Here is a 22,781-nt window from a genome sequence, read left to right on the forward strand (position 1 = left end):
ACCGAAAATTGAGCCACTTGTAGGGATCGCTGAAGTGGACCCCTGAGGCTGGGCATGGAGACGGCAGCAAAGTGATACGCTTGCTGGGCCTTCATCGAAAGGAGAAGGTCCATGTCATCAAGAGGCTCGTATCGCCGGCACAGCGGCGAATTCAAGCATCAACTATGTGCGGATATCCGTGGTGGCAAGATTGGCCGCCGGGAAGCTCTGCGCACTCACAGCCTGTCTGCCAACCTGCTGCAGTTGTGGCTGTCACAGTACGACCGTGGTGACCTGAATGAAGAGGTCGCGGCAGCAAGCGTGGTGGCGGAATACGAGGCGAAGATTGCTGCGCTGGAGAGAAAGGTGGGGCAGCTGACAATGGAAATCGACCTTCTTAAAAAAACTCCGCGACTTCGTCTCGTGAGCAACAGCGAAAGCTCGTCGATTGTTACCGGCCCGCGTACTGCTCCATCAGGGGAGGATGCAAAGTGATTGAACTTCCACGAAGCACCTACTACTACCAGCCGCACTCATCTGAACCAGGGTTGACTGATGAGCGTCTAGCCGCACTGATTGACGATGTTCATGACGTGTTTCCTGGCTACGGATATCGACGCGTGACACGAGAACTCGCTGCCAGGGGCATTGCGGTCAACCACAAGAGAATCGCCCGCGTGATGCGCCAATATGGCCTCGGGGCCATACGTCGTCGCCGGTTCGTACGAACAACTGACAGCCGACACGACTGCCCCATCTTCCCGAACCTGTATCGAAACAGCATTCCAAAGTCGCCCGACAAGGTTTGGGTCGCGGACATCACCTACGTCGCGCTGGCATCGGGTTTTGCGTTTCTCGCGGCGATACTTGATGCCTGCAGCCGCAAAGTCGTCGGCTATGCTATCGGACGACATATCGATACAGAGCTAACGCTTGCGGCGCTCGAAGCTGCTGTGCGAGCGCGCAAACCGGCGCCGGGGAGCTGCATTCATCATAGCGACAGAGGCTGTCAGTATGCGAGCGCTGCTTACCGTGATGCCCTGTCGCGCAACGGGCTCGTCGGCTCGATGAGCGCCGTCGGCAATCCCTATGACAACGCTCAAGCCGAAAGCTTCATGAAGACCCTAAAGGTCGAGGAGGTCTACCTGTCTGGCTATGAGACGTTCTCGGATGCAGCATCGAGGCTGCCAGTATTCATCGAAGACGTCTACAACGCCCGGCGCATGCATTCCGCGCTTAGATATCTATCCCCCAACCGATTTGAGGCGTTACTTGCTCAGCAGGCGGCTTAGTTTGCGGACCTGAAACGGCCCAGCCTCAGGGGTTCACTCCAGCGGTGGTTCAAAATTCAATCGGCGCGGACACAGCAGACGCCATCCAGCGCGCATTGGTCATGCCGCTCGATGAGCGCATCAATCGACATACCGCACTCGCCGACCGGGTCCGCAAAGAGAATGTTCGCTGGTGGTCCGAGTCGTTCTTGAAGGCGCTCGCCGAGACGGAGATGGCTTCGGGGAAGAATTGAACGAATCTTTCCGCGGGTCGCCGGGTCTTTTCAAATATCAATCAAATCGCGCTGAGTTTCGCGACGCAAAAAAGCGCATCATCAGGACTCGACCTGTGAATATTCGAAACGTGTGACGGCACCATGACGCGTGCGCGCGCAGGGTCGGCTTAACCTCAGCGAGGCAAGACATGGACGTTCGCATCACCGAAGACCAAATCCGCTCGTGCGCATATCAACTCTGGACCGAAGCGGGGTGTCCGGAAGGTCGGGCTGACGAATTCTGGCAGCGTGCCCAGCTGCAACTCGGCGTTATCGAAAAGCCGACTCAATCCGATCTCGTCGAGGATTCGGACAAATTCGCTGCCGCGCCAGCGCCGTCATCACCGTGATTGCCGCGGTGGCTCACTTGAGGGAGGGCTGATGACAGTACAAAACTCGAGATACAGGGATTGCAACATCAGCGTCGATGTGATCGGTCCTGACGCTCGCGGCGCTTACTCGGGAACGTTTGTTATCACGCATGAGGTGGATGACGCTGACGACGACAGACAGTTCACGCCTGCCTGGCGGACCGCCGTATTCTCGGAAGCGGAAGCGCTCACCCGGCTCACACGGCTGGCCGAAGACGTCATCGATGGGAAGCGAGATGGTTCGGAAATTAGCACCTGAATTCTTCGAATCACTCGTTTCCGCGAGCAAGCAATCATCGCCTACGCATTCAGTCGGCATCGAGTTCGACCTGCACCGGAACAACGTCGAACGGGCAAAACTTATGGCGGCACTTCGCCTGACTTCCCTGAAAGCTCATCCCAATGTCTGAACTTGTCGACGTTAGACAGCGGTTCAATCTGGGAGGGAATAATAATCCGTCCGTCGGGAATGCCACGTGCGCTTGATGTAGGGCACACCATCGAGAAGACAATGCGCAAACCGACAGCACCTCGGCTTCTCCTGGCTGATGACAACACTGTAGTGCTTAACGCGAGCGCGGCTGCTCTGATACTGCACGGTTTCGAAGTTCACACGGCCATTGACGGATTATCTGCCTTGACCGCTATTCAGCACTGGCATCCAGACATTGCCTTACTCGATATCGAAATGCCACTGATGGATGGGCGCACCGTAGCTCGAAACGTACGAGCCATGGTGTTAGAACCGCAACCCTTGCTGATCGCGTTGACGGCCTTGACGTCCCTCGCGGATCGGTTAGCGTCGATTCAAGCAGGTTTCAATTATCACTTCACTAAGCCTGTTCAGTTCGAGGCGCTCCTGCGCACGCTGGACTTTCATCTTGACCCTTCGCTCAAGCACTTTCGGCCGACCGACGGTACAACGTGAATACTTGCTGGGCATATATTCGAGTGATGTAGCAGATTAGCACTCGTGGCAAGAAAGGGCTCTGCGGCGCCGCCCGATCGCCACTGAGCAGAGTCGTCGGACGGTTCGGTAAGGTTGGATTGCAGCATGTGTATGACGGCCAACCCGACGCAGCCCTTGCGGGCCGCTTTTGCGGATTTCTAGGCGCAACGCCACGAGTCAGGCAGCTTGACCCGCCCCGAGTTCAGCACCCGTGACCGGGTCGCTGCTAACGTCGGAAGCCGTACGTGCCGCCATGGCTTGTAGTGTTTCCACATCCGCCGAAGTCACCGTTACCGTCGCCAATCCATCGCCGCCATCCACAGCGGGTCGGGGATCGTCGACGAACGTCCACTCCGGTCCCTCATTCCACGGGCCACGCGTTGCTGACTCTTCGCCTTGCGACATCTTGTAGTAGACGCCGGTGAATTCCGGGAAGCCGGGAAGTTTGCCTTGCGGAAAGTTCGGCTGTATCGAATGAAGGGCTTTTTCGAATGACTTTTGATGCGCGATCTCTCGCGTCATTAGAAAGCCCAGCGTTTCGCGAATGCCCGGATCGTCGGTTACGTTGATGAGCCGCTCATAAACAATCTTGGCGCGTGCTTCGGCCGCTATGTTGGAACGCAGGTCGGCGGTCGGTTCGCCGATAGTATCGACGTACGCAGCCGTCCACGGCGTGCCGGCCGAGTTGATCAGCGCTGGCCCTCCACCATAAAGCAGGGACGTGGTGTGCGAATCGTTGCCGCCGCCGGTCATCGAGCGATAAAGTTCTGCCTCGCTTTCGACCGCTTCGGCCAACTGGCCTTTCGCACCCTTGTTCAGCATCGCGATAATCGAACCAATGATTTCCAGGTGGCTCAATTCTTCGGTTGCAATGTCGAACAGGAGATCCTTACGGCCGGGATCGTCCTCACCCACGGCCTGCGTAAAGTAACGGCACGCAGCGCCGAGTTCGCCTTGCGGTCCTCCGAACTGTTCCAGCAGCAGGTTTGCAAGACCGGCATTGGGCGCCGCGACGCGCACCGTATATTGAAGGCGCTTGTTATGAATGAACATGACTTTTTCCTTTGGAGAAGAGCTTTCGCCACACGCGCGACGTTGCGCATTTGGTGAACGTTTCTCGCGAGTGACGATCTTTCGCCGAGCGGTCCCGCGCCAGAATTGACGCGGCACGCCTCCTCATGAAGGCGCTCAGTTCTCAAAGCGAATATCGCTTTGGCGTATTTACTTCAGGTTGCTGATGGGGTTTGTCGGGAAGAGGTGACTTCATCTCGCGATGAGATGTGAGCACCGGCGGTCAGTTATGGATTTACCTTGCGCTTTTTGGGTCAGGCGGGCGTAAGCGCTGCCGTCCAGAAATCGACCACACCGCGCTTTGCTGCGGCGTTCGCGCGACCTCGCGCCGAGCCAATCACCGTGTTCGCGCCGCTTAACCACATGCTTATAAACGGATTCTTTTTCGTCCAGGGATTCTTCATGGATGCTCCTGTGAGCAGGCGAGCGCAGTCCAGGCTGTCGGGCAATCGCCTTGTCTTTGATTTAGGCAGATTTCGTCGGCGTCTTGATCATCGATTCATTCGCGCTTGGCACGCCACGCGAAAGTTCCGATTCCGCCGGCTCAAGACCGGCTGCGCTCGCGCCAACACGCTCGACCTCGACATCCGTGCCACGCAGGGTCTCATTGATGGTTTCCGTGTGTTCCGTTGCCTCGCGGCCCACGACGACCTCTTCAATCACGTGTGCGGTTTTTGCCACCACGGCGTGCTCAGCCGTTTCACGAATTTCTACCGAGCCTTCCTTCAGGTCCGCTGCCGTGGCAATGCGATCCACCGGCCGCCGCTCGATCGTCGCGTGTGCTTCGCGCAGATTTACGCTCTCGTAAACAGGCGTTTCCGTGGAACGGGAATAGACCCGCACACCACCCGTTTCCACTTCGCGCTTGCCCACGTCGAGCGATTCACGCGTCACTGCGAACGCTTTGCGATCTGCGATGACCTCATCGGGGGTGTAAGTCTTGGCTGTCGCGTCGAAGCCTGTGTAACCATTGCTTTTCCACTGCGCGGCTCGCTCATCGACATCTACGGCTCCCGCCTCGTGCATTGTCGAACGAACCATCCCGACGCGCGCTCCATCGGCCACCGTAACGGTCAGCAACGCGCCACCGCGCCGGACGGCTTCCTGATAATGGCCCACTTCTTCTGGCCGATCGTCGGCGCCGAAGATATTGCTGAAGAAGTGCTCGATCTTGCCGAATACGCCGACTTCTTCGGTCGTTACGGTCGACGGTCGAGCGTCGGCTAGAGCAACGTCACCGGGCGCGCCGGCTCGATCAGCGGCATGCACTTCCATGTAGGTACGCTTCAGGCCACTCGCGACCAGACGGGAGACAGCGGTCTCGGCGTCCTGAAACGAGTCGAATACACCTACGATTACTTGAGTCATGTGAAACTCCGAATGAGATTGAGCAGCCTGCTGTGCGGCCAGGAAATAAAATCTATACAGCGGGATTTCAAACGGAATCGCCTGCGCCAGAGGACGGTATCGCGGGGTCCGCAATCCAGTCTCCCGCTGATCCGACTCGTCTTTCAACGACGACCTGCTGACGCTGCACCTCTGCAACGTGAACGTCGGTCTCGGTAGAGACGACGGTCGTTATACGTATCTCTTCTTTGAGCAACAGCTTCAATTCGGTCACGGGCACGTACTCGAAGACGGGCACGATCAAGGTGTCGCCCTCTTGGTGCAGGGCGAACTGGGCGTCGACGAATCTGTTGACTGCAACGCGTTCTACCTGCACCGTACGGCTGTGCAAGACGACGGGAAGCTCGTGTAGCTCGGTATGAGTGACGGTTCGAACCCGAAGCGCGCCGGTCTCCTGTTCGCGAGCCGTAAGGGCAAGCCGTTCCTCGCTCGCGATTAAGGTGGCCGGTCCGCCTTCGAGATTCGGCGTCGGTTCATCGTTACCGCTCATGCCCGTCCTCCGACTCGCAAAGTTGTATCGCGCTCAGTGCGCAGGACGGCTGCCCGGTACGGTGCGTCGCGGTGAGCGCACGGCGTCGTCCTTGTATGCAGCACCACCGGCGTCCTCGAATGGCGGCTGATGGCGAAAGCCCGCAACGCCGGAAACGATTGCGATGATCGCGCCGACCACGAGCGCAGCAAACGAGAACCATGATGCACGGGCGACGCCGCGCGCTGCGGTGTCTGCGGCCTGGCGTGTGTCGGCTTCAGCTTGCGGACTGGAGGCCATGGCCGTCGCCGAGGCCACCGCGCCCTGGACCTGCTCCTTGAGTGAGCTGATCATCGTTCCACTGGCTGCGGACGGACCCGCTGCCGCGGTCGCCGTCGCGCCTGTCGACGCAATACTGCCGGCGGCGTTGACGGCGCTTCCTACCAGCGACGTTGCGCCGTAAGCCATAACGATGATCATCACCGCCCAGGCGAGGAGGCCATGAAGCCAGCCCAGTACCGGCGCGCAACGGCCGGCGAAGTATGAACCGATGAACACTGCGATCACCGTCATCACGATCATGTAAGCGCCCGGCCCGAAGGCGAATCCGCGCGCGGGATCGGGCTGAGTAAGCGGCGACAGGACAGACGCTCCAATTGCAGTTCCGAGCACCGTGAGGATCAGATAAGCGATGAGGGAGAGGATGACCCCGGCGATGACGGCACCCCAGGAGATACGGGGAAGACCGTCTTGTGTAGTGAGCAGGCGCATTTTGAAATCCGTGAAGTTAGGAAAACGAAAAAAATGATATTCTTGAAAATTGATGTTGTGGTGTATAGTGCAAGGGCTATTCCCAGGTGGGTCGGACGACGGCCCGAACCCTTATCTGCAAGTTACGCCACTTGTGCGAATGCAAATAGGGGGTATCCGCTCCAAGCGTGAGAATCGAAAGAATTTATTGTCCACGACGCAATGTCCCGCGTTGCACTGGAGCAAGTTCGAGTTGAGGGATGATTCAAAAGTTTGGAAAGGCGGGCAGCCAGCGAGCTTGCGACGGGGCGCGCTCGCGTGCTGTCGGAGTTCAACAAACAAAGGCCCGCTCGGAAGCGGGCCTTTGCTTGTCGTTGCAGAGACTATCCCGAAGCAGCGGCACTGTAGATGCTTAGTGCTTTTGATTCGGCTTGTTCATCGATTGCGCGGCCGTATCGGCGCCGGTCTTCATTGCATTGCTCGCGGCCGAGACATTCGACTGGGTTTCCTTCGCCAGGGAATCAGCCGCGTTCGCTGTCGCCTCGGCCGAGGCCGTGGTCGCTTGCTTCAAGTTCGTCTCCAAGGCCACAGCAGCCTTTTCCGACGCCTCGGATGCGTGATCAACCGCAGTCTTGAAGATCTCGTTCATGTGACCGCCATATGAAGCAAACTGGCTTTGCGCCTCTCGCGCCACCTGCTCGCCTGTTGCCGAGACAATCGCAAAAAAATGCCGACTATACGATGCTGCCTTTTCCGGAACTTGCGTAAGCAATTTCGATTGCCATTCGTTCACGTCGCTGGCATTTTCAGGCGCTGGCCTGGTTGCACCCTCGTTTTCGGAAATGAGCGTTCTAATGGTTTGCACATTAAGTTGCGTTAGCTTTTGAAAGCCGTCCATATACTTATCAGTCAAGCTCATCCACGCCTGGAATTTAGCTTTTTGAAATGCTGCCATTTGCTGCGGAGGAAGAAAGAACATGAATTGCTCCGTTTAATTTTTAGACGGGTTTGGAATTTCTGGAGAGGTGAAAAATGCGTTGCTGCATTGCACGGTGAAATTCATCCTACAGCATTGAATTCAAGCGTCAAGCCTTATTTCATTTATGCAAGAATGCAATTTGCGGTCCGTATTTTTTACGCCGCCCTTTTTTATTCCTAAGCTGGATAATTTGAAAAAGGTATAAACGACCCAATTATTATTTCGACGCGCTGCCTATTTGGCCGAGCGCCTGGGGGCCCATCTATCGTGAGTCGGCGACAGCCTCGAAGAATCGCATCATCTCTCGCGCAGCGTTCGGACCCCGGGCGTCCGTGTGAGTGGCGTTGGGATCGCCACCCGACCAAGCGTGACCAAGCCCGTGGATCAGCCACTGTTCGCCGAAGACCTCCCCGCCGCCGCTACGTCGATACGTGTTGCGGGTATAGGGATAGCCTTGCTCCACTTGTCCGAGTTCGGTGGTAACCGAGGCGTATGCCTCATCCGTGCCGAGCATCAGGTTCCGATGCATCTGCATCAGCCCCTGGGCGTTCAGCGGATGCACCGTGGTGTCTTGATCACCGTGAAAGACGATGAGGGGCACCGCACGACAGACGCCCATCGCATCTCGTGCGGCGCTCAGCTGGGCGATGCAGGTTCCCGTCCTCATTGCGGTCATCGCCGAAAATGCTTCGTCGGCGACACCGAACGCCAAGCCTGAATGAATCCCGGCGGCCGAGTAAAGGTCGGGATGAGTGACCGCAAGGTTCACTGCCATCGCCGCGCCGGCCGACAATCCGGCAATGAAAACGCGGGTCGGATCGATCCCGTAGCATGCCATCACCTCGCGCGTGATTCCCGCGATGATCGAGGCTTCGCCTGAATCGCGGACCTGATCTGCCGGCCGAAACCAATTCCAGCACCTGAACATGTTGGCACTCGTTCCCTGCTCGGGATAAACGACGATACAGCCGCCACTTTCAGCGGCCAGATTCATTCCGGTGCCGAGAGCAAAGTCATCGGCGTCCTGGCTGGCGCCATGAAGCATGACTATAAGGGAGGTGGGTGCGCCGCGATAATTCGCCGGAACGTAGACCTTGAAGTCGTGGACACCCGTCGGATGGGAAAACCGACCTGAGAGCCATTGCGGCCCGGATTGAAGCGGTGAGCACGAATCGAAATTCGCAGCTTCGACCACGTCGTTGGCGACGCGAGAAACAAACAAGCCTGTTAAGGGAGACGATGAACTGTCGAAAGAGGGGTGACCCGAATTGTGCATTACGGCTGTTGCGTTGATATTTTTCATTGGACCCTTTTATTCGGACTGATTTGCGCGAGTGTCGAGTATCGATCTAACAATGGCCCGCCACCGGGAAACTCGAATGTATTTTTCTCGGCGAGGACTAATGCGGTGAATCCTTGGAAACCAGGTCGGACGCGTGGCTGTTGGGAAGGTCGGGCTCGGAAGCAAATATCGTTGGAGATCAATTTGCTTTCGTAATGGCGTTGATCCCAGATTTAGAACTTCGATTTCAGGTTCATCGTACCCGCGTTTACCCTTGGCGCGAAGGCGAATAAAGATATTTACGAGTTTAGGTACCACAAGGCATCGACATTCCGATGGGAGGTGGCAACACGGTCATCGTTTCCGGCGGCCGTCCCTGCCGTCGGTCGGGGGACGGTCCAAAAGCGCAGCTAGGCAGCAAATACGAAACGTACCCGCTTCCTTCCACGCATTGAACGTTGCCGATCCGCATTGGGCCACTCTATATCGAGCAGCAGCCAACCTCTGATCAGGCGACAAGTGGCTAGTTTGGATGATCTGAAGTACATCAGAGCGGCGGCGGCCTCGGCGGCAAAGGCCAAAGATGCCTCGATTCGGCGATGGCTCGCATTGCTCATCGCGGAGCGTAGGATCCTTGGTGCCTTGGCGCTGAACATTGGCTCGTGAGCATTGACAACAGGCAGATGTTTCATGAAGGCGGATCAAGTATCAGCAGCCAAGTTTCGTTACCGCTTGGCGTGGCCGATGCGACCGTGCAGCCCTGCGCCAGCAGCGCCGGTAAGGCTTGTGATTGGTAGGTAATGTTATTCGCGTCGGCATCTCCGAGTATCACCCAAGAACGTGCATTGTTAGTGTCGGCGCCGCCGAACAAAATGACGCATCGTTGGGGGCCGGGTCGCACTGGTGGCTGATTGTCGGGGGAACCCCATCGGTCTGACATCTTCAACTCCGCGATCAAGGCTGGTAGGCGAGTCGCCCTCTCGAAGAATAGGCGGGATTATGTAATGGTCAACTAAATTCGGACAAGGCATGTGTTCGGCGACGCGAAGATGACCACGGCATTGCTCGGTCGGCTGACGCACCACTGCCCCATCGGGGAGACTGGCAACGATAGCTAACGTCTCCGGCATAGCAGCGCCAGTGCAAAGAAGCGCATCCGGTCGCGTGAAGCGGCGCGCAAGAGCGAGGCCGCCGGCGCCTCCAAATCCGCCTGACCTCGTTCGCCGCGCAGGGGAAACTACTACGGGCTACGCCATCCGCACCTTCCCCTGCGCAACGCACTCTCATACGTAGGAGGACAACGACCACGGAAACCCATACACTTATTCACACCGGGTCTCGCTTAGACCGGTCTCCACCCCGGCTCAAAAATCACTCGACATCTCCGGAACTCGTCAGCGTCGCAGCGCGGTTTGGTACCGGAACGCACGCCGCACGAACTTGAGCAGACCGACGGCGTGGCGCATTGTGGCGCGATTGCTTGGCAGAGACCGGCGGTCGCGGGCGGCTGCGTTGCATTAACCGAAGCGGGATGGAAGCCATTCTTGCGCCCACTTAGTCGCAAATTCGACCGCATCTGCGCGAAGGTCGAAGCCCGCCAGGTCACCGCTCATAAACCACCCGGCTCGCTCAGCCACCTCAGTCATGTCCCCGGCTGAACTTCCGCCAAAACTCCACAAACCTCAGCGGTATCGAACTGTTTGACGAAGTTGCCTTATTCGATAGCAGCCTTCTGGGGCCGGGACGCCGGCGCTGACGGAGTGACGCCACCCGGCATCTTCCGTCGACAACGCGGAAGGTGACGTAACGCGGCTCGCGTCCCCTTCGAAGGCCGTTGGCACGCAGGTCTCGCGTCCGGAAATTTGCTCACGGCCGTCGTGTATCCCTGGGTGAAGGCAGGCGTGATGAGCGGCGCACGCCGAATAAAGGGCTACTTTTGCAATGATCTATCGTATTTGGCGACAGTTGCGCTTGTCGCCGTATTGATGAGCGACTTCTACAGTGGACGCGGGCTACCGGCACGCTGGCGCAGACAGCAGTTACATGATTCAGATATATTTTTGACAGGCGCCGCGGGGCCCGGCCGACAGACATGGATAGCTCTACCCCGAAAGTCGAACTGAAGTCAAACCCGCCCGCGACTGCCCCGGCCAACGGCCAACGACCTTGCGAATGCGCGGCGAGCAACGAGTGGTGGCGTGCTTTGGCCTTGTCCCCAACGTTGATCCAGGGGCCGCTTCGATGCGATGGACTGTTGGCAGATACCATAATGCGGGCGGGATCGTCGATTTTCCGGCGTCTTGAAACCGGGTGATCGCCCCGCTGTCGCATAACATGGGCATTGTTTTAGATAGCCCGGACGCACCTGGCTTGCGACTAGGAGCACTGCGCCAAAGCGCCGTGCGGCAGAGTAGCTCATTCGGCGGTCCCGGCGCTTGCGTAGCTGGGGGGAGCGCTATTTCTTTTGAATCCTGACGCAATTTAGTTTGCTTTGCTATGGGATTAGGCGCATTGTGAAGTGACACGAAACGTACCTCTAGCCGCCAGATTATCGCTATCTGCATCGACACCGTTGCTGGCGGTCAGCATCACAAAAGGACCGCGCCATCATGACCATCGCCACTATCGAATACAGAGGGTACGAGCTCCGTGCTTACTCTCATCAGGAATTCCCCCTGCATCGCGACCCGTATGCCAAAGGTCCGAGAAGGTTCTCTTCCGTTGTGCGAATAGAGGACATGCAACGCAGCAACGTGAACCCGCGGCGCTACACAACTGTGTACGCTGCGACTGACCCTACGAATGCGATCGACGCCATCGATTCGGCCATGCAATACGGCAAGGACATTGTAGATGGCAAGGTTCAGGCAAACGAACTCTGACGTATGCTGTATCCCGGATGGCTTATTTCTGAATGGCGCCCAGAAGGCGCAGATTGCGCTCGGATGCGCGGGCCACGAATGGCTTTCGCGACAGCAGGATGTTTCGCGTGTTGCCGGTTCCCTACGGGGTCACCGAAACGACGAATAAGGCACCGCTAAGGGGGTGACTATGACATATGCAATCTACGCAATCCTGACGGCGATGACGATCATATTTTCCGTCTCGTTCTACTGGTATCGGCAGAGTGTCCGGCGCGCGGAGGAGGCTCGGTGCTTCAGAGACAGTCACGTGATCGAAAGAGTGCGCGGAAAACTCAGCCTTTAGGCGTCGACAGGATAGCCGCCCTGGCCTGTCGATATCTCACTCGGCCAATGGCTTCGCTTATCCAACTATGTGATCAACGCGCCGCGTCATCATGTCGGCCCAACGCCCTCGGAACGCGCCGCCCGGTACTCCAGGCTCGCAATCGACGCGCTTCCTGCGCAGGACCCTGTACGGGCGTCCTCGATGGAGTTGCTTACCGACTCACGCGAAATTGCAGTTACAACCGGGAGCTTTCTTCGCCAAACCGATATATCCCCCAGGCGCGAGGCCCGCGCGGTTTGCCTGGCTCGCGGCCGATTGCTTCGACGGATCCCACGTTTTTTTGGCCGCCTTCTCGGATCCTGTTCGTCCAGCGGAGCCAAACCACAGCCTATCAGATGTGGGGTTACGACCGCCGATCTTCCGGGACAGAGCCGTGTGCGCTTACGATTGTCCGGAAGGCCACTCGGTGCATGCACGATATTTGCGCACTGATAATGGCCCCGAAGCGTCGTCGAAACTTCCTTTCCCATGAACTGCGGTCGATCGACGGCGAGATTGCGCATATTCGTTTCGCGATCGAGTGGGAACTCAGTGAAGAGCAGGCGGCGCCGGTCCTCACCATCGCTTATTGGCGTCAGCGGTTGTTGGACCTTCTCACGGGGCGAAGTCTGCTCGCGCATCAGCGCGAGGCAATCTTCGGGCTATTGAAGCGCATAGAACAGTACGACGATATTTAATGCGATGCCTAGTTTTGCCAACGCCCTATTGAACGGCGCAGATGAACAACGACTAGAAGAGAGGAGCAATGGCGAGAGCAATTCCGCACTTGTGCGCGTACGACCTGCTCGTCATCGATGCGGACATTGTACATATCCGAATGGCGATTGAACGGGAATTCGATTCACGTTTCCCACGGCCAGTTCTACCGCACCTTTACTGGCGCGATCGCTTGCTTCGCCTAGTCAACACGTTTCATCTCCTTCCACAGCAGTCCGGGGCCATTGATGAGCTCTTGCGTCGACTCGATCGTTACGAGGATGGGAGGTACAAACGCTGACCAAGGTCGGCCGCTGCAGCTTGTGCGCCTGTTCAATTCACCACAGACGATCGCACGAGCCGTCAATCGCTTGCAACTCGCCCAGCACGTACCATCGGGGGCGATATTGGACGGCGGGACATGCCGTTAATAGCAAGAGGTATTCGTCCGGTGCCGAGATCGCGCGAATACGTTCATCAGTTCCGCAACCGAAAGAATATTGCCCGGTCCGTAACAGGCGCCCCGCATGCGTACGAGGCGCCCTGACGGCTGCGCATCTTCCTCCCCGCCGGCGGGCGCTACGAGCTTCATCGCGGGGTCAATACCGACGGACACCGGTGATCGTTAGACCGCGTACTGGCGCAGACGCAATGGAAACGCCTCGATCGCCTGGATGCCGCTGTGCTCAGCCGCGCGGCACCACTTCTGCAACTGCTGAACAGCTGTTCGCGCGACGCACTCGAATGAGCCCAGATAACCAACGGTCCGTGACGCAACTCGATGCAGGTGCGCAGCGTCGAGTTATCTATCCACGCGCCGGGGAATGGCGGCAGCTGAGACGGCTTGCCGCAAGCGGCCGACGCCTGCGGCCGAAGCAATTCGCGCACGCTGCACCGAAGCACAATCTTTTCCCGGCGACGGAGGTGCCGGTCCCTCGCTAAGGCCTGGACGCAGACGACTTCCGCAGACTTTAGATATGAGGCCATGACCTCATGGCGGTGACGCAGTACCGCGCTTGCAGCGTGGCGCCGTCGACTGTGCGCTTGCCGGCGATCAGGCGCGGCGGCAGCGACACTTTCCTGACAGTCGCGAGCTTGAGCGCCGACAGGATGCGAATGTACATCCAGCCCACATCGAGTTCGTACCACTTGTTCGACAGCTTAGCGGACGTCGGATATGCATGGTGATTGCTGTGAAGTTCCTCCCCTTCGATTAGGATGCCGAATGCAATCGCGTTCGTGCTCGCGTCATCGGTATCGAAGTTGCGATAGCCGAGGAAGTGCCCGAAGCCGTTGACAACGCCGCCCGCCCAGAAAGGGATCCACATCATCTCCACCGCCCACACCGCCACGCCGAGCACGCCGAACAGCGCAACGTCAATGACCATCAACAGGCTGACGCCAAGATTTCGGTATCTCATATATACATTTCGCTCTAGCCAGTCCGTAGGCATACCCGAACCGAACCTGCGCAAGGTCTCCTCACTCAGCGACTCGGCGGTGTACAGCTCCGCTCCCTCAAAGACTACTTTACGGACTCCGCGCATTCGCGGACTATGCGGGTCATCCGCCGTCTCGCACTTCGCGTGATGCTTCCTATGCACCGCGGCCCAGGAGCCGCCGGATATGCCAGTCGTCAACCAAGCCAAAACCGAAAGAAATGACGGACGGCCGGGTGCAGGTCGAGCGAGCGGTGCGCGAGGCAGCGATGAAGGTATAGCGTCACGCTAACGATCGTGATGTGCGTCATCACGATCGTGCTCAGCAATACTTGCCACCATGAAAGCGCAACTAGGCCACTGGAGAGGAACAGGAGCAGATTGCCTAACATATAAACTTCTTTCAGCCGCTGAGCGACAGATGTGTGCTTGTTCACTGGCATGACAGCTAAAAGATTTGGTATCCGGCAAAGCCCATTCTCAGCCGCCCGCGTCTCAACCACCTGCCGCCTGGCATCAAGGCCGAGCGCTAAGGCCGGCTCAACTTGATCCCCCGCACCCAGCTATCGACGCGCTTGTTTCCATGACGAAGCTAATGAATTTCCCTGCAACGTAAATTTCCTGTCCGTCATGACGCGGGCGTCGACTTCTGCGATGTCGCTCGCGGCACCTGGCGATGCGGCAGATACTTTCGATAAATCGGGGGCAGAAGGAAAGTGCAATCCCGTTCCGCATCGCAAGAGTTTTCGATGCCGCGCGAATTACGAGAAATATCGACGCGACGCATGGCGCTCCGCGAAACCTGGCCATACGTGCCCACGTCTGGGGTCGCAGTATCACAGCGATGTGCGCGCCGTTGCTGCCGTTGCGTCGATTTGAAGAGTGGCTTGCAACTCAACCCAACGAGAGATAACCGTCGGGTCTCCCGTCAAAAACAGCGGCGAGGACACCCATTCAGTAACATCGTCGTCCGACCAGGCCATCTCAAAGATCCGCAAATCCTCGTCTCTGCTCCTCCCGAATCCAACCAATTCTGTGCAAGAGTGAAGGCCGTAGAGCGAAACGACATCTGTCGATACGTTATATACAGCGCACACTCCGCGAAGCGCTATTCTCCACGCATCGTTGCGATTCGCCGCAAGCATGAATACAGTTTGCTTTCCGGGAAACTCCAAGATCATGCGATACAGATGTTTTCTGCAGTCTTCGCTTAGCTGGGTCATATCAATCCCCTCTCAACTCTGCCCCGCACGAATCCAAAATTCGTCAGTACGTGGTCGTATTCCCCGTCGTAGTGGTCTCACGTATCGCCGTCAGTTCGCGCTTCCTGAACCACTTCCTTCTCCGGGCTGTTTTCCGTGCTCTGTTCGACGGCCTTTTCGTCGTCGTCCTCGGCGATCCGCATCCCATCATCCGTCGCATTCGCTGCGGCCTGCCTGCTAATCCTGCTCTCCGTCGGTCCTTCCGCATCTACCGGTTCATCGATCATGATCTTTTCACCTCCATCGAGATGAGCTGCAACGACGCGTTGCGCTCGTACCGCATTTTGAGCGATACGAACAACCATAAGTCTTTACTTCTATATTCTTTACTTAGACGCCCATTGATGTTCAATCTGGCATCGCGAGCCACGGCCGGGATCGCGGACATTTATCCATTTCTATGCCCCCCAACTTCACGCGCCGCAGCGAGTGCAAAGAACGCAGAGCGCGTCAGATGACGCTGTTTTGCGCACGCATCGACTTGACGCAGCAGGCTCTCCGGAAGGCTGAACTCAACGCTTACAGCCTGCGATGTGACCCGCACCAGGTTGATCTCGACGTACATCCAAATGCCCTGACCATCGTCCATTGCCAACGACTGGAGTTCCGACATGCTGCCGGTCGGCGCGGGTATGAGCTGCTCACTTCGGTCGTACTGCAGTTCCACCGCGCCCTGTGCATTCGACCGGAGTTCATCGAGCGTGGCGCCATGAGCGCAGGCGAGGGGTAGATCGGCGAAGCTAGCGCGGAAACCGCTACGGCTGTCACCGTGCACATATATTGGGTATTGCATAAGGTCTTCCCTCTGACTGCCCACGTTTGGAGCCGATACTCATAGTTTGGTCGCGAAAACGCTTCCGTCAACGAAGGCCAACTACCCGCGCGCCGTCAGTGTAGGGAAACCGTGGCAACGGTAAGCTGGCCGCCACAGAGCTCGTGTCTGCAGTTTCGGCCCATCAAATAGGCCCATCGTTTGGTGAACAAGCCGTCAAGCAGCGATTCTAGATAAGTGCGTCAAGATCGGCTTTTCATACGGTCAGCAGGATATCGCCACTTGCTCAAAGTCGAATCGATGAGTGCATAGCTGATGCGCCTTTGGTCTGCCCGCTCAGCGTCCTCAGCTTGAAGAACGAGGTGGCGCGTCCGACGGTCCCGGTTGTAGGGCGTTTCGTTCGCCGTAGTGGGAAGTGCATTCTTATTTTCTAGTCGCATAAATACCTCTGAAGGCCGCCTCCATAAAACGCGAGGCGTGTTCCGACTGTACACCTTTGAACGCCGCGGGAGATGATTTATTTTGGCCAGCTTACGCGGCTGGGTCATCGTATTTCGCACTCCCGATCGCATTGATGCGGACTTATAGGCAGGATGATGAAAGGCGCTTTAATGCGTTGCTTTGCGACCTCTGCCGCCGCGTATAGAAGATGAATGGCCTAGATGCGCAGTGCTACGCCGGGTCGTCGCCTTCGATGCGCGGGTGTCAAACGCCTTTACCGACGCTCATGACCATGGCGGTCTCGAAAAGTAGACCAGCGAGGCGCTGAGGTCGGTCGTCAATCGTGGAGAGCAATGGTCTAAGCTGCGAGTCGCATCTTATTAAATTGTTGGGTGAAGGCGGCAGGAGATAGATAGCCAAGACGGGCCTGCTTTCGCTGCCGGTTGTAAAAGATCTCGATACATTCGGTGACGGCTTGTCGAGCCTCAGCGCGCGTCGCGAATCGGCAGTGATACACGAGTTCGTTTTTGAGCGACCCCCAAAAGCTTTCCATTGGCGCATGGTCGTAGCAATCGCCCTTGCGGCTCATCGACATCGTCATGCCGAACTGTTTTGTCAGATCCCGATAATGGCGGGAGCAGTATTGGGCGCCGCGATCGGAATGGACAATCAGTGCCGCCGGTGGCCGCTTGAGCGACACCGCGCTGAATAACGCCTGCATCACCAGGCTGCGAGTCATCCGTTCGCTCATGGCGTAGCCGACCAACTCGCCTTTGAACAGGTCTTTGATACCAGCAAGATACAACCAGCCCTCGTCGGTCCACAGGTACGTGATATCACTTACCCAAGCCTGGTTCGGCGCGCTCATGTCGAAATTGCGTTCCAGCAAATTCGGTGCGACTGGCAGATCGTGCTTGGAGTCTGTCGTATTTCTGAATTTTCGCTTTTGCTTGCATCGAAGTCCCAGTTTGGAGCGAATGCGCCTGATGCGATGAAGGCCAACGCGCACGCCGTGATCACTCAGATCGGCTTGCAACCGCTCTCGCCCATACGTGTGCCGGGTTCGTTCATGGGCCGCGGCAAGCTGGACTTCAAGCCGGGCGTTCTCTCGTGCACGCGGCGACTCGGCGCGTCGACGCCAAGCGTAATAGCTACTGGCTCCCACCCCAAACACCCGACACAGCACAGCGATCGGATATTCCTGTCGCATCGCTTCAATCCGGTCGTATTTCACCGCGACCCCTTCGCGAAATAGACCGTCGCTTTTTTAAGATGTCGCGCTCCATCGTAACTGTTGCCAGCTCTTGCTTGACCCGCGCCAATTCCGCTTCTAGCTCGTTCTGTGGCTTTTGCGTCCCACCAACTTTCGCCAGCGTCCCTTTTCGTTCAGCAACGACCCAGGCGCCCAGCGTCTTGACTGACAACGATAATCGGCTGGCGGCTTCCTGAACCGCCCCGGAAATGTAGGAGACTTCGGATCTTGGCTGTAACGGGAGATTTGAAGCATGGAAAGCGAAGGCAAGGCAAGGAAGCCCACCGGGACGCGATATTCGGATGAGGTCCGTGAGCGAGCGGTGCGGATGGTGTTCGAGCACCAACACGAGTATCAAACGCAGGGGGCGGCAATCCGCTCGATCGCCTCGAAGATGGGGATGTCGCGAGAGACGCTTCGCAACTGGATCATTCAGGCTGAGCGCGACCGTGGCCAACGAGCGGGCGCGACAATTTCGGAGCTGGCGCGTCTGAAGGAACTGGAGCGCGAGAATCGTGAACTGCGCACGGCCAACGAGATCCTGCGCAAGGCCTCCGCATATTTCGCGCAGGCGGAGCTCGACCGCCGATCGAAGCCATGATCGCGTTCATCGATGAGCATCGCGACGTCTACGGTATCGAGCCGATCTGCCGCCTGCTGCCGATCGCGCCGTCGACGTATTACCGGCACGCTGGGCGGCGCAGCGATCCGGAGCAATGGCCAGCACGAGCGCATCGCGATATTGAACTGAATGCCCTCATCCGGGCGGTCTGGGACGAGAACTTCGGCGTGTATGGAGTGCGCAAGGTCTGGCGCCAGTTGTTGCGCGATGGCGTGAAGGTCGCGCGCTGCACGGTTGCGCGCCTGATGAAGGTGATGGGCCTCGAAGGTGTGCGGCGTGGGCGCCGGATCAAGACGACGCAGCGCGACGATGCGGTGCCGCGCCCGCTGGACCGGGTCAAACGTCAATTCCGGGCCGAACGGCCTAACGCGCTGTGGGTCGCAGATTTTACCTATTGCTGGACATGGTCGGGCTTTGTCTATGTGGCCTTCGTGACCGATGTGTTTGCGCGCCGTATCGTCGGTTGGCGCGTGTCGGCATCGATGCGAACTGATTTCGTGCTGGATGCACTGAACCAGGCGTTACACGATCGCCAGCCACCGCCCGGGCTCATTCACCATAGCGACCACGGGTCGCAAGGCGGATTCAACCGGTCGTCGCAACACCTTTAATCGAGGGGGTGTTGCATGGTGCGAACGGCAAAGCAGGTGTATCGGTTGACGGGTCGAGCAGCGATGTACTCCCCGGGCGCCCCATCACTTGGACATGAGGTTGAGCGTCGGTTCTGGCAACAGATCGCGACCGGCATTACAAGCGAGAAAGCGGCGCAGGCGGTAGGCGCATCACAAGCGGTAGGCTCGCGTTGGTTCCGCTATCGTGGCAGCATGCCACTATTCATGTCCAAACCTATCGCTGGTCGATACCTGTCGTTCGCTGAGCGGGAAGAAATAGCCTTGCTCTCTGTCCAGGGGTTCGGGGTGCGCGAGATCGCCCGCCGTATCGGACGGAATGCATCGACCGTATCACGAGAACTTACGCGCAATGCTGCGACTCGAGGTGGGTGTCTCGAGTATCGTGCTTCGGTTGCGCAGTGGAAGGCTGAACGGTTCGCTAAACGACCCAAGCCCGCGAAACTGGCGACTAATGTAGAACTGCGTCAATATGTACGGGAGCGCCTGGAGGGCAAGGTACATGACGCTGACGGTCGTAAAATTGACGGACCCAAGCAGACGCCGTTCAAGGGGCGAAATAAACCGCATCGCGGGGACCGAAAGTGGGTCAATGGTTGGTCACCTGAACAAATTGCTAATCGGTTGCAGGTAGATTTCCCGGATGATGAATCGATCCTAGATATTTGTCGCTTCTGCCACCCTTGGCCTGTTTCAACAGTTTTATTTGATTTTGGCAGTTATGCTGAGGGGAGCCTGTCGGTGTCATGGCCGAAACGCCTTGTTTTTACGACTGCCCCCCGGAATGTCTATCTTTTCAGGCCGAATACAGCTATAACTAGTCATCTATTGGTAATTCGCAACGATTAGCGGACAAGAACTAGTGTGGCCCTTTCCACCGTCTTTCTCATGCTACGGCCGAGTGTCTTATTAAGTTGTGGACGCGCGGCTAACTTAACAAGGATTTGAAATGGAGCAAACTATTGAGACCTTCCTGAATGCTATAAGTGAGGACCTAGCAGCCGTGATAGACGATATGGCGTCTAAGGGTAAGGACGTTAAAGATATCGCAGACTCGCTCAATATCCCGAAAGAGCAATACGAGGGGCTGTCTCTGTTCGTATCAGACCGATACGAGTACTGGATGCTGTTTCAACGCCGTACGAATCTGCATCACAAGCTAGCGAAAGTTTCACCCAATATAACGAAACCGCTAATCGACGCTATAGCCGATTCATTAGATGCAGGTAGAGAGCCACAGTATATCGAACATGAGCTATATGAGGCCATACGAGTATTGGACCAGATAGTACGTATTCATGGTGAGCTAATCGCTACCTTCCATTAGACCAATGAGCGGCAGCGAGTTGCGCGCACGCTGGACTACGCAAATAAAAAGGCGACCCGACACGGGGCAAGTTCTTTGTAGATCTGGCCCGTAACACACAGAGCACAGATACCTAGTAGAGCATGGTGTTTGCCAAAACTTGTTACCTGCAATAGTTCCGGAAACCTCGCCCTTACTGGCTCTACCTAGCAACTAAATCGCTTGCTTTCCTCGCCACAGGGCGTACTGTGGAACGCGTGCGCCGGCTCATGAGTCAGGCTGACGTACGGTCCTTTATTGAAGTTTTCGGCCCACCCTCGGTGGGCCTCTTTGTTTGTGACGATGCAGTTCGACAAATACGACTAATACACCTCCACGCGGTCCGGGTACACGCCCGTTTCCCGCGCAGCCTCCTCCACTTGATCCGGGCTGTCGTATCCGTCGAAAGAGCCAATGTCCGCCTCGCCGACAAGGAGACAGCCCGCCCACCGTCCAGAAGGTGCGCGGTAGATACGGAGCGTAATAGGCTCGTGTTTTTCGTTTTCCAATTCAGGGTCCCAAGTGGGCCACGCAATGATTACAGAATAGCGCGATATCCGCCCCGGCAGTTGACTAAAATGGGCCGGGTTAAATTGGACCGAGTGACTAGTGTTGGCAGCGGCGTGAATTTCGTCTAAACGGACGGTTTGAAACGCACCATGGCGAAGGCGATCACGCGGTCGCGGGATCGGTGCCGTCCTGGTCTTTCATGCGGTAGCTTTTGCCTTCGATGAGGACGGGCTTGACTTTAGTCCGCGCCAACGACGCCGATAACTGAGCGTCCGCATTGGCCGAGCATCAACGCTGCTCCATTCAGAAATAACGTAATGGCCGGTTGCGGCTTGGAATCGACGCCTGAATGTCTGAACGACAGTACGCGCGAGTGACCCTTCATGGCCGCACTGAGTCATCTGACGTTCATTCCCCAACGTCGTCGTGCTTGTCGTGCCTCATGCCTTCTGACTTCGAATGGCGCACGGCCTTTCCGAGCCAAGGGCCGATCTAATAGCTTTTGCTGAGGCAACTGCCGTCTCTTCGCTGATGTGTGTTGGACTGTTGGACGACAGCCTGGTCGACGATAAGCTGGCTTCTGTGTCCATCGACCCTTAAGGCGCCCCATGAGCACCAAGACATCTATCAGGTATCACTGCGGCGAAGCAAAGGAGCCATCCTGGCACCTCTATGAAGAGGCGTTCGAGAAGGATGATGTGGTCTACCTCGAACTCGAAGGCGTGCAAGCCGACGTCGTGATGATCGACAGTGTTCAAGGGGGCAAGGCCGGCACGGTGCTGCTACGGCTGCCCAGCGCGACGGCCCGTCAGCTCGGGCTGCTTCCGCACTCGGATGAAGGCGATGCGCCACCGGTGGGTAAGGGATAAACCGCACGCCATCACAAGCGATGGCGCTTTGGAGGAAAGGATTGGAGTAGCGGTCCAATGCCCACGGCTCTTCGGAGATCACACGGGTAAGTCGCGGTGGACCGCATCCACGCCTAACACCATTCAGGCGGCCTCGGCCTGTAACGTGAAATCAACGTGGATAGAATCATAGGGAAAAACGATGTCGCCGTTGTCCGAACGTTCCAAGACGCCAACATTGATTAGCGCGAGAACGTCATCATGCACGCGGCGGACATCGCGATCGACGCGCCGGGCAAGTTCTCGAATCGACATTGCGCCCGCGCCCGTCATCTTCTTGAGGATGTCCCAGCGCAGCTGGGTAAGCGTCCTGAGCAACAGTTCGGGCGTTGCGAAGCTAATGAATTCGCCCTGTTCTTCGCCGCGTATTGCCGCTGCGAAACTTCGAGTGATGTCGTCGCGGGAGGCGACCCCAAGCGTTACCGTAGTCATTGTTCGGCCCTCCATTGGTCTACGTCTGACCAGAAATCAGCCATAAGCTGTTCCGGCGTCGTGAATGCATAGGGCGTCTCGACTGCACCAACATGCTTATGGTCGCCCTTCCCGCGTTCGTTGTCGTAACGAAGCACGCATACGTTCCTCACGATGTACGCGGCACTGTACTTGTAGCAGTGTGCGCTGCCCTCGACAGGTGCGGAACCTTCCAGACAAGTAAAGCCGCAAATGACGTCTCATCGACGGGGACACGGCGTTTCAAGAGGCGTATTGCATTCATGTTGACAACAATGACAACACGCGCCAGTGTTGTCAATCATGTCAGCACCATTGTTTGCAGGATGTTCCAACGAAGACGATTAGTTGCATTGCAACCGGACCGTTACTTTTTTGCGCTCCTGTACTACGTGCTCCCAAC

General features: G+C 57.3%; 21 protein-coding genes, 4 pseudogenes and 1 other annotated feature. Of the genes and pseudogenes, 11 read left to right on the plus strand and 14 right to left on the minus strand.

The features are described 5' to 3' along the window. Nucleotides 1-111 precede the first annotated feature (111 nt). The 5 genes from LDZ24_RS27765 to LDZ24_RS27790 all read left to right on the plus strand — a co-directional run bounded on the left by LDZ24_RS27765 (nucleotide 112) and on the right by LDZ24_RS27790 (nucleotide 2,824). Nucleotides 112-474 carry a transposase gene (locus LDZ24_RS27765; protein WP_248324920.1) on the plus strand — a complete coding sequence of 121 codons (363 nt, stop codon included), beginning with the start codon at nucleotides 112-114 and terminating at the stop codon, nucleotides 472-474. Then, nucleotides 453-1,271 carry an IS3 family transposase gene (locus LDZ24_RS27770; protein WP_305854751.1) on the plus strand — a complete coding sequence of 273 codons (819 nt, stop codon included), beginning with the start codon at nucleotides 453-455 and terminating at the stop codon, nucleotides 1,269-1,271. The genes LDZ24_RS27765 and LDZ24_RS27770 overlap by 22 nt, the downstream gene beginning before the upstream one ends. A 403-nt stretch (nucleotides 1,272-1,674) precedes the next feature. After that, nucleotides 1,675-1,875 (plus strand): DUF2934 domain-containing protein, encoded by a 201-nt coding sequence (locus tag LDZ24_RS27780; protein WP_248324831.1) that lies wholly within the window; start codon nucleotides 1,675-1,677, stop codon nucleotides 1,873-1,875. A gap of 31 nt (nucleotides 1,876-1,906) precedes the next feature. Beyond that, nucleotides 1,907-2,155 carry a hypothetical protein gene (locus LDZ24_RS27785; protein ID WP_248324832.1) on the plus strand — a complete coding sequence of 83 codons (249 nt, stop codon included), beginning with the start codon at nucleotides 1,907-1,909 and terminating at the stop codon, nucleotides 2,153-2,155. A 252-nt stretch (nucleotides 2,156-2,407) separates the two neighbouring features. After that, nucleotides 2,408-2,824, plus strand: a complete 417-nt coding sequence (locus LDZ24_RS27790) for a response regulator (RefSeq protein ID WP_248324834.1) — start codon at nucleotides 2,408-2,410, stop codon at nucleotides 2,822-2,824. Between the two features lie 198 nt (nucleotides 2,825-3,022). Here LDZ24_RS27790 and LDZ24_RS27795 read toward each other — a convergent pair whose 3' ends face one another. The 7 genes from LDZ24_RS27795 to LDZ24_RS27825 all read right to left on the minus strand — a co-directional run bounded on the left by LDZ24_RS27795 (nucleotide 3,023) and on the right by LDZ24_RS27825 (nucleotide 8,824). Next, on the minus strand, nucleotides 3,023-3,898 hold the full coding sequence (locus LDZ24_RS27795; RefSeq protein ID WP_248324836.1) for a manganese catalase family protein: 876 nt from the start codon (nucleotides 3,896-3,898) through the stop codon (nucleotides 3,023-3,025). A 272-nt stretch (nucleotides 3,899-4,170) separates the two neighbouring features. Beyond that, complete coding sequence (locus tag LDZ24_RS27800) at nucleotides 4,171-4,320, minus strand: hypothetical protein (protein ID WP_248324838.1); 150 nt, start codon at nucleotides 4,318-4,320, stop codon at nucleotides 4,171-4,173. Nucleotides 4,321-4,381: 61 nt separating this feature from the next. Then, nucleotides 4,382-5,284, minus strand: a complete 903-nt coding sequence (locus LDZ24_RS27805) for a YsnF/AvaK domain-containing protein (protein WP_248324840.1) — start codon at nucleotides 5,282-5,284, stop codon at nucleotides 4,382-4,384. Between the two features lie 67 nt (nucleotides 5,285-5,351). Further along, on the minus strand, nucleotides 5,352-5,813 hold the full coding sequence (locus tag LDZ24_RS27810) for a YsnF/AvaK domain-containing protein (RefSeq protein WP_248324842.1): 462 nt from the start codon (nucleotides 5,811-5,813) through the stop codon (nucleotides 5,352-5,354). A 33-nt stretch (nucleotides 5,814-5,846) separates the two neighbouring features. Beyond that, nucleotides 5,847-6,563, minus strand: a complete 717-nt coding sequence (locus tag LDZ24_RS27815) for a hypothetical protein (RefSeq protein ID WP_248324844.1) — start codon at nucleotides 6,561-6,563, stop codon at nucleotides 5,847-5,849. A gap of 391 nt (nucleotides 6,564-6,954) precedes the next feature. Then, nucleotides 6,955-7,521, minus strand: a complete 567-nt coding sequence (gene phaP, locus LDZ24_RS27820; protein ID WP_143754727.1) for a TIGR01841 family phasin — start codon at nucleotides 7,519-7,521, stop codon at nucleotides 6,955-6,957. A 262-nt stretch (nucleotides 7,522-7,783) separates the two neighbouring features. Further along, complete coding sequence (locus tag LDZ24_RS27825; RefSeq protein ID WP_248324846.1) at nucleotides 7,784-8,824, minus strand: PHB depolymerase family esterase; 1,041 nt, start codon at nucleotides 8,822-8,824, stop codon at nucleotides 7,784-7,786. A gap of 1,010 nt (nucleotides 8,825-9,834) precedes the next feature. Between LDZ24_RS27825 and LDZ24_RS27830 the strand changes: the two are divergent. The 3 genes and pseudogenes from LDZ24_RS27830 to LDZ24_RS27840 all read left to right on the plus strand — a co-directional run. Then, nucleotides 9,835-10,017: pseudogene (locus LDZ24_RS27830) on the plus strand (ATP-binding protein); the annotation flags it as partial. Nucleotides 10,018-11,412: 1,395 nt separating this feature from the next. Next, the gene (locus LDZ24_RS27835; protein WP_248324848.1) at nucleotides 11,413-11,685 is read left to right on the plus strand and encodes a hypothetical protein; all 273 of its coding nucleotides are present in this window, start codon (nucleotides 11,413-11,415) and stop codon (nucleotides 11,683-11,685) included. 777 nt (nucleotides 11,686-12,462) lie between these two features. Further along, nucleotides 12,463-12,729: a hypothetical protein gene (locus LDZ24_RS27840; RefSeq protein ID WP_248324850.1), complete on the plus strand. Its 267-nt coding sequence runs from the start codon at nucleotides 12,463-12,465 to the stop codon at nucleotides 12,727-12,729. A 644-nt stretch (nucleotides 12,730-13,373) separates the two neighbouring features. On the opposite strand, the pseudogene LDZ24_RS27845 reads toward LDZ24_RS27840, so the two are convergent. The 5 genes and pseudogenes from LDZ24_RS27845 to LDZ24_RS27865 all read right to left on the minus strand — a co-directional run bounded on the left by LDZ24_RS27845 (nucleotide 13,374) and on the right by LDZ24_RS27865 (nucleotide 18,212). Continuing rightward, nucleotides 13,374-14,579, minus strand: a pseudogene (locus LDZ24_RS27845) (acyl-CoA desaturase). Between the two features lie 444 nt (nucleotides 14,580-15,023). Continuing rightward, entirely contained in the window at nucleotides 15,024-15,410 is a 387-nt protein-coding gene (locus LDZ24_RS27850; RefSeq protein WP_087128447.1) for a hypothetical protein, read from the minus strand. Nucleotides 15,411-15,487: 77 nt separating this feature from the next. Then, a complete protein-coding gene (locus tag LDZ24_RS27855; RefSeq protein ID WP_143754646.1) occupies nucleotides 15,488-15,754 on the minus strand; it encodes a hypothetical protein in 267 nt (88 codons plus the stop codon). Between the two features lie 83 nt (nucleotides 15,755-15,837). Next, nucleotides 15,838-16,242: a type II toxin-antitoxin system HicB family antitoxin gene (locus LDZ24_RS27860; protein WP_087128633.1), complete on the minus strand. Its 405-nt coding sequence runs from the start codon at nucleotides 16,240-16,242 to the stop codon at nucleotides 15,838-15,840. Between the two features lie 778 nt (nucleotides 16,243-17,020). Then, a protein-coding gene (locus tag LDZ24_RS27865; RefSeq protein WP_371747520.1) for an IS3 family transposase occupies nucleotides 17,021-18,212 on the minus strand; the annotation gives its coding sequence in 2 pieces (ribosomal slippage) (nucleotides 17,021-17,915 and nucleotides 17,914-18,212; 1,194 coding nt in all). On the opposite strand from LDZ24_RS27865, the pseudogene LDZ24_RS27870 reads away from it, so the two are divergent. From LDZ24_RS27870 to LDZ24_RS27880, 3 genes and pseudogenes are all read left to right on the plus strand, one after another. Then, nucleotides 18,168-19,114 (plus strand): annotated as a pseudogene (locus LDZ24_RS27870) (IS3 family transposase); the annotation flags it as partial. The gene LDZ24_RS27865 and the pseudogene LDZ24_RS27870 sit on opposite strands and share 45 nt — an antisense overlap. Beyond that, nucleotides 18,470-18,586 (plus strand) — a sequence feature (AL1L pseudoknot). (Overlaps the previous pseudogene by 117 nt.) Before the next feature lie 69 nt (nucleotides 19,115-19,183). After that, a pseudogene (locus tag LDZ24_RS27875) lies at nucleotides 19,184-19,822 on the plus strand (transposase); the annotation flags it as partial. A gap of 1,806 nt (nucleotides 19,823-21,628) precedes the next feature. Continuing rightward, entirely contained in the window at nucleotides 21,629-21,889 is a 261-nt protein-coding gene (locus LDZ24_RS27880) for a hypothetical protein (protein ID WP_248324852.1), read from the plus strand. Between the two features lie 123 nt (nucleotides 21,890-22,012). On the opposite strand, the gene LDZ24_RS27885 is transcribed toward LDZ24_RS27880, so the two are convergent. After that, on the minus strand, nucleotides 22,013-22,360 hold the full coding sequence (locus tag LDZ24_RS27885; protein ID WP_248324854.1) for a transcriptional regulator: 348 nt from the start codon (nucleotides 22,358-22,360) through the stop codon (nucleotides 22,013-22,015). After that, nucleotides 22,357-22,512 (minus strand): DUF6516 family protein, encoded by a 156-nt coding sequence (locus tag LDZ24_RS28245; RefSeq protein ID WP_371747516.1) that lies wholly within the window; start codon nucleotides 22,510-22,512, stop codon nucleotides 22,357-22,359. The genes LDZ24_RS27885 and LDZ24_RS28245 overlap by 4 nt, the downstream gene beginning before the upstream one ends. Between the last annotated feature and the right edge of the window lie 269 nt (nucleotides 22,513-22,781).

It is taken from the genome of Caballeronia sp. Sq4a, from assembly GCF_023170545.1.
In the GTDB taxonomy this organism is placed as follows: Bacteria; Pseudomonadota; Gammaproteobacteria; order Burkholderiales; family Burkholderiaceae; genus Caballeronia.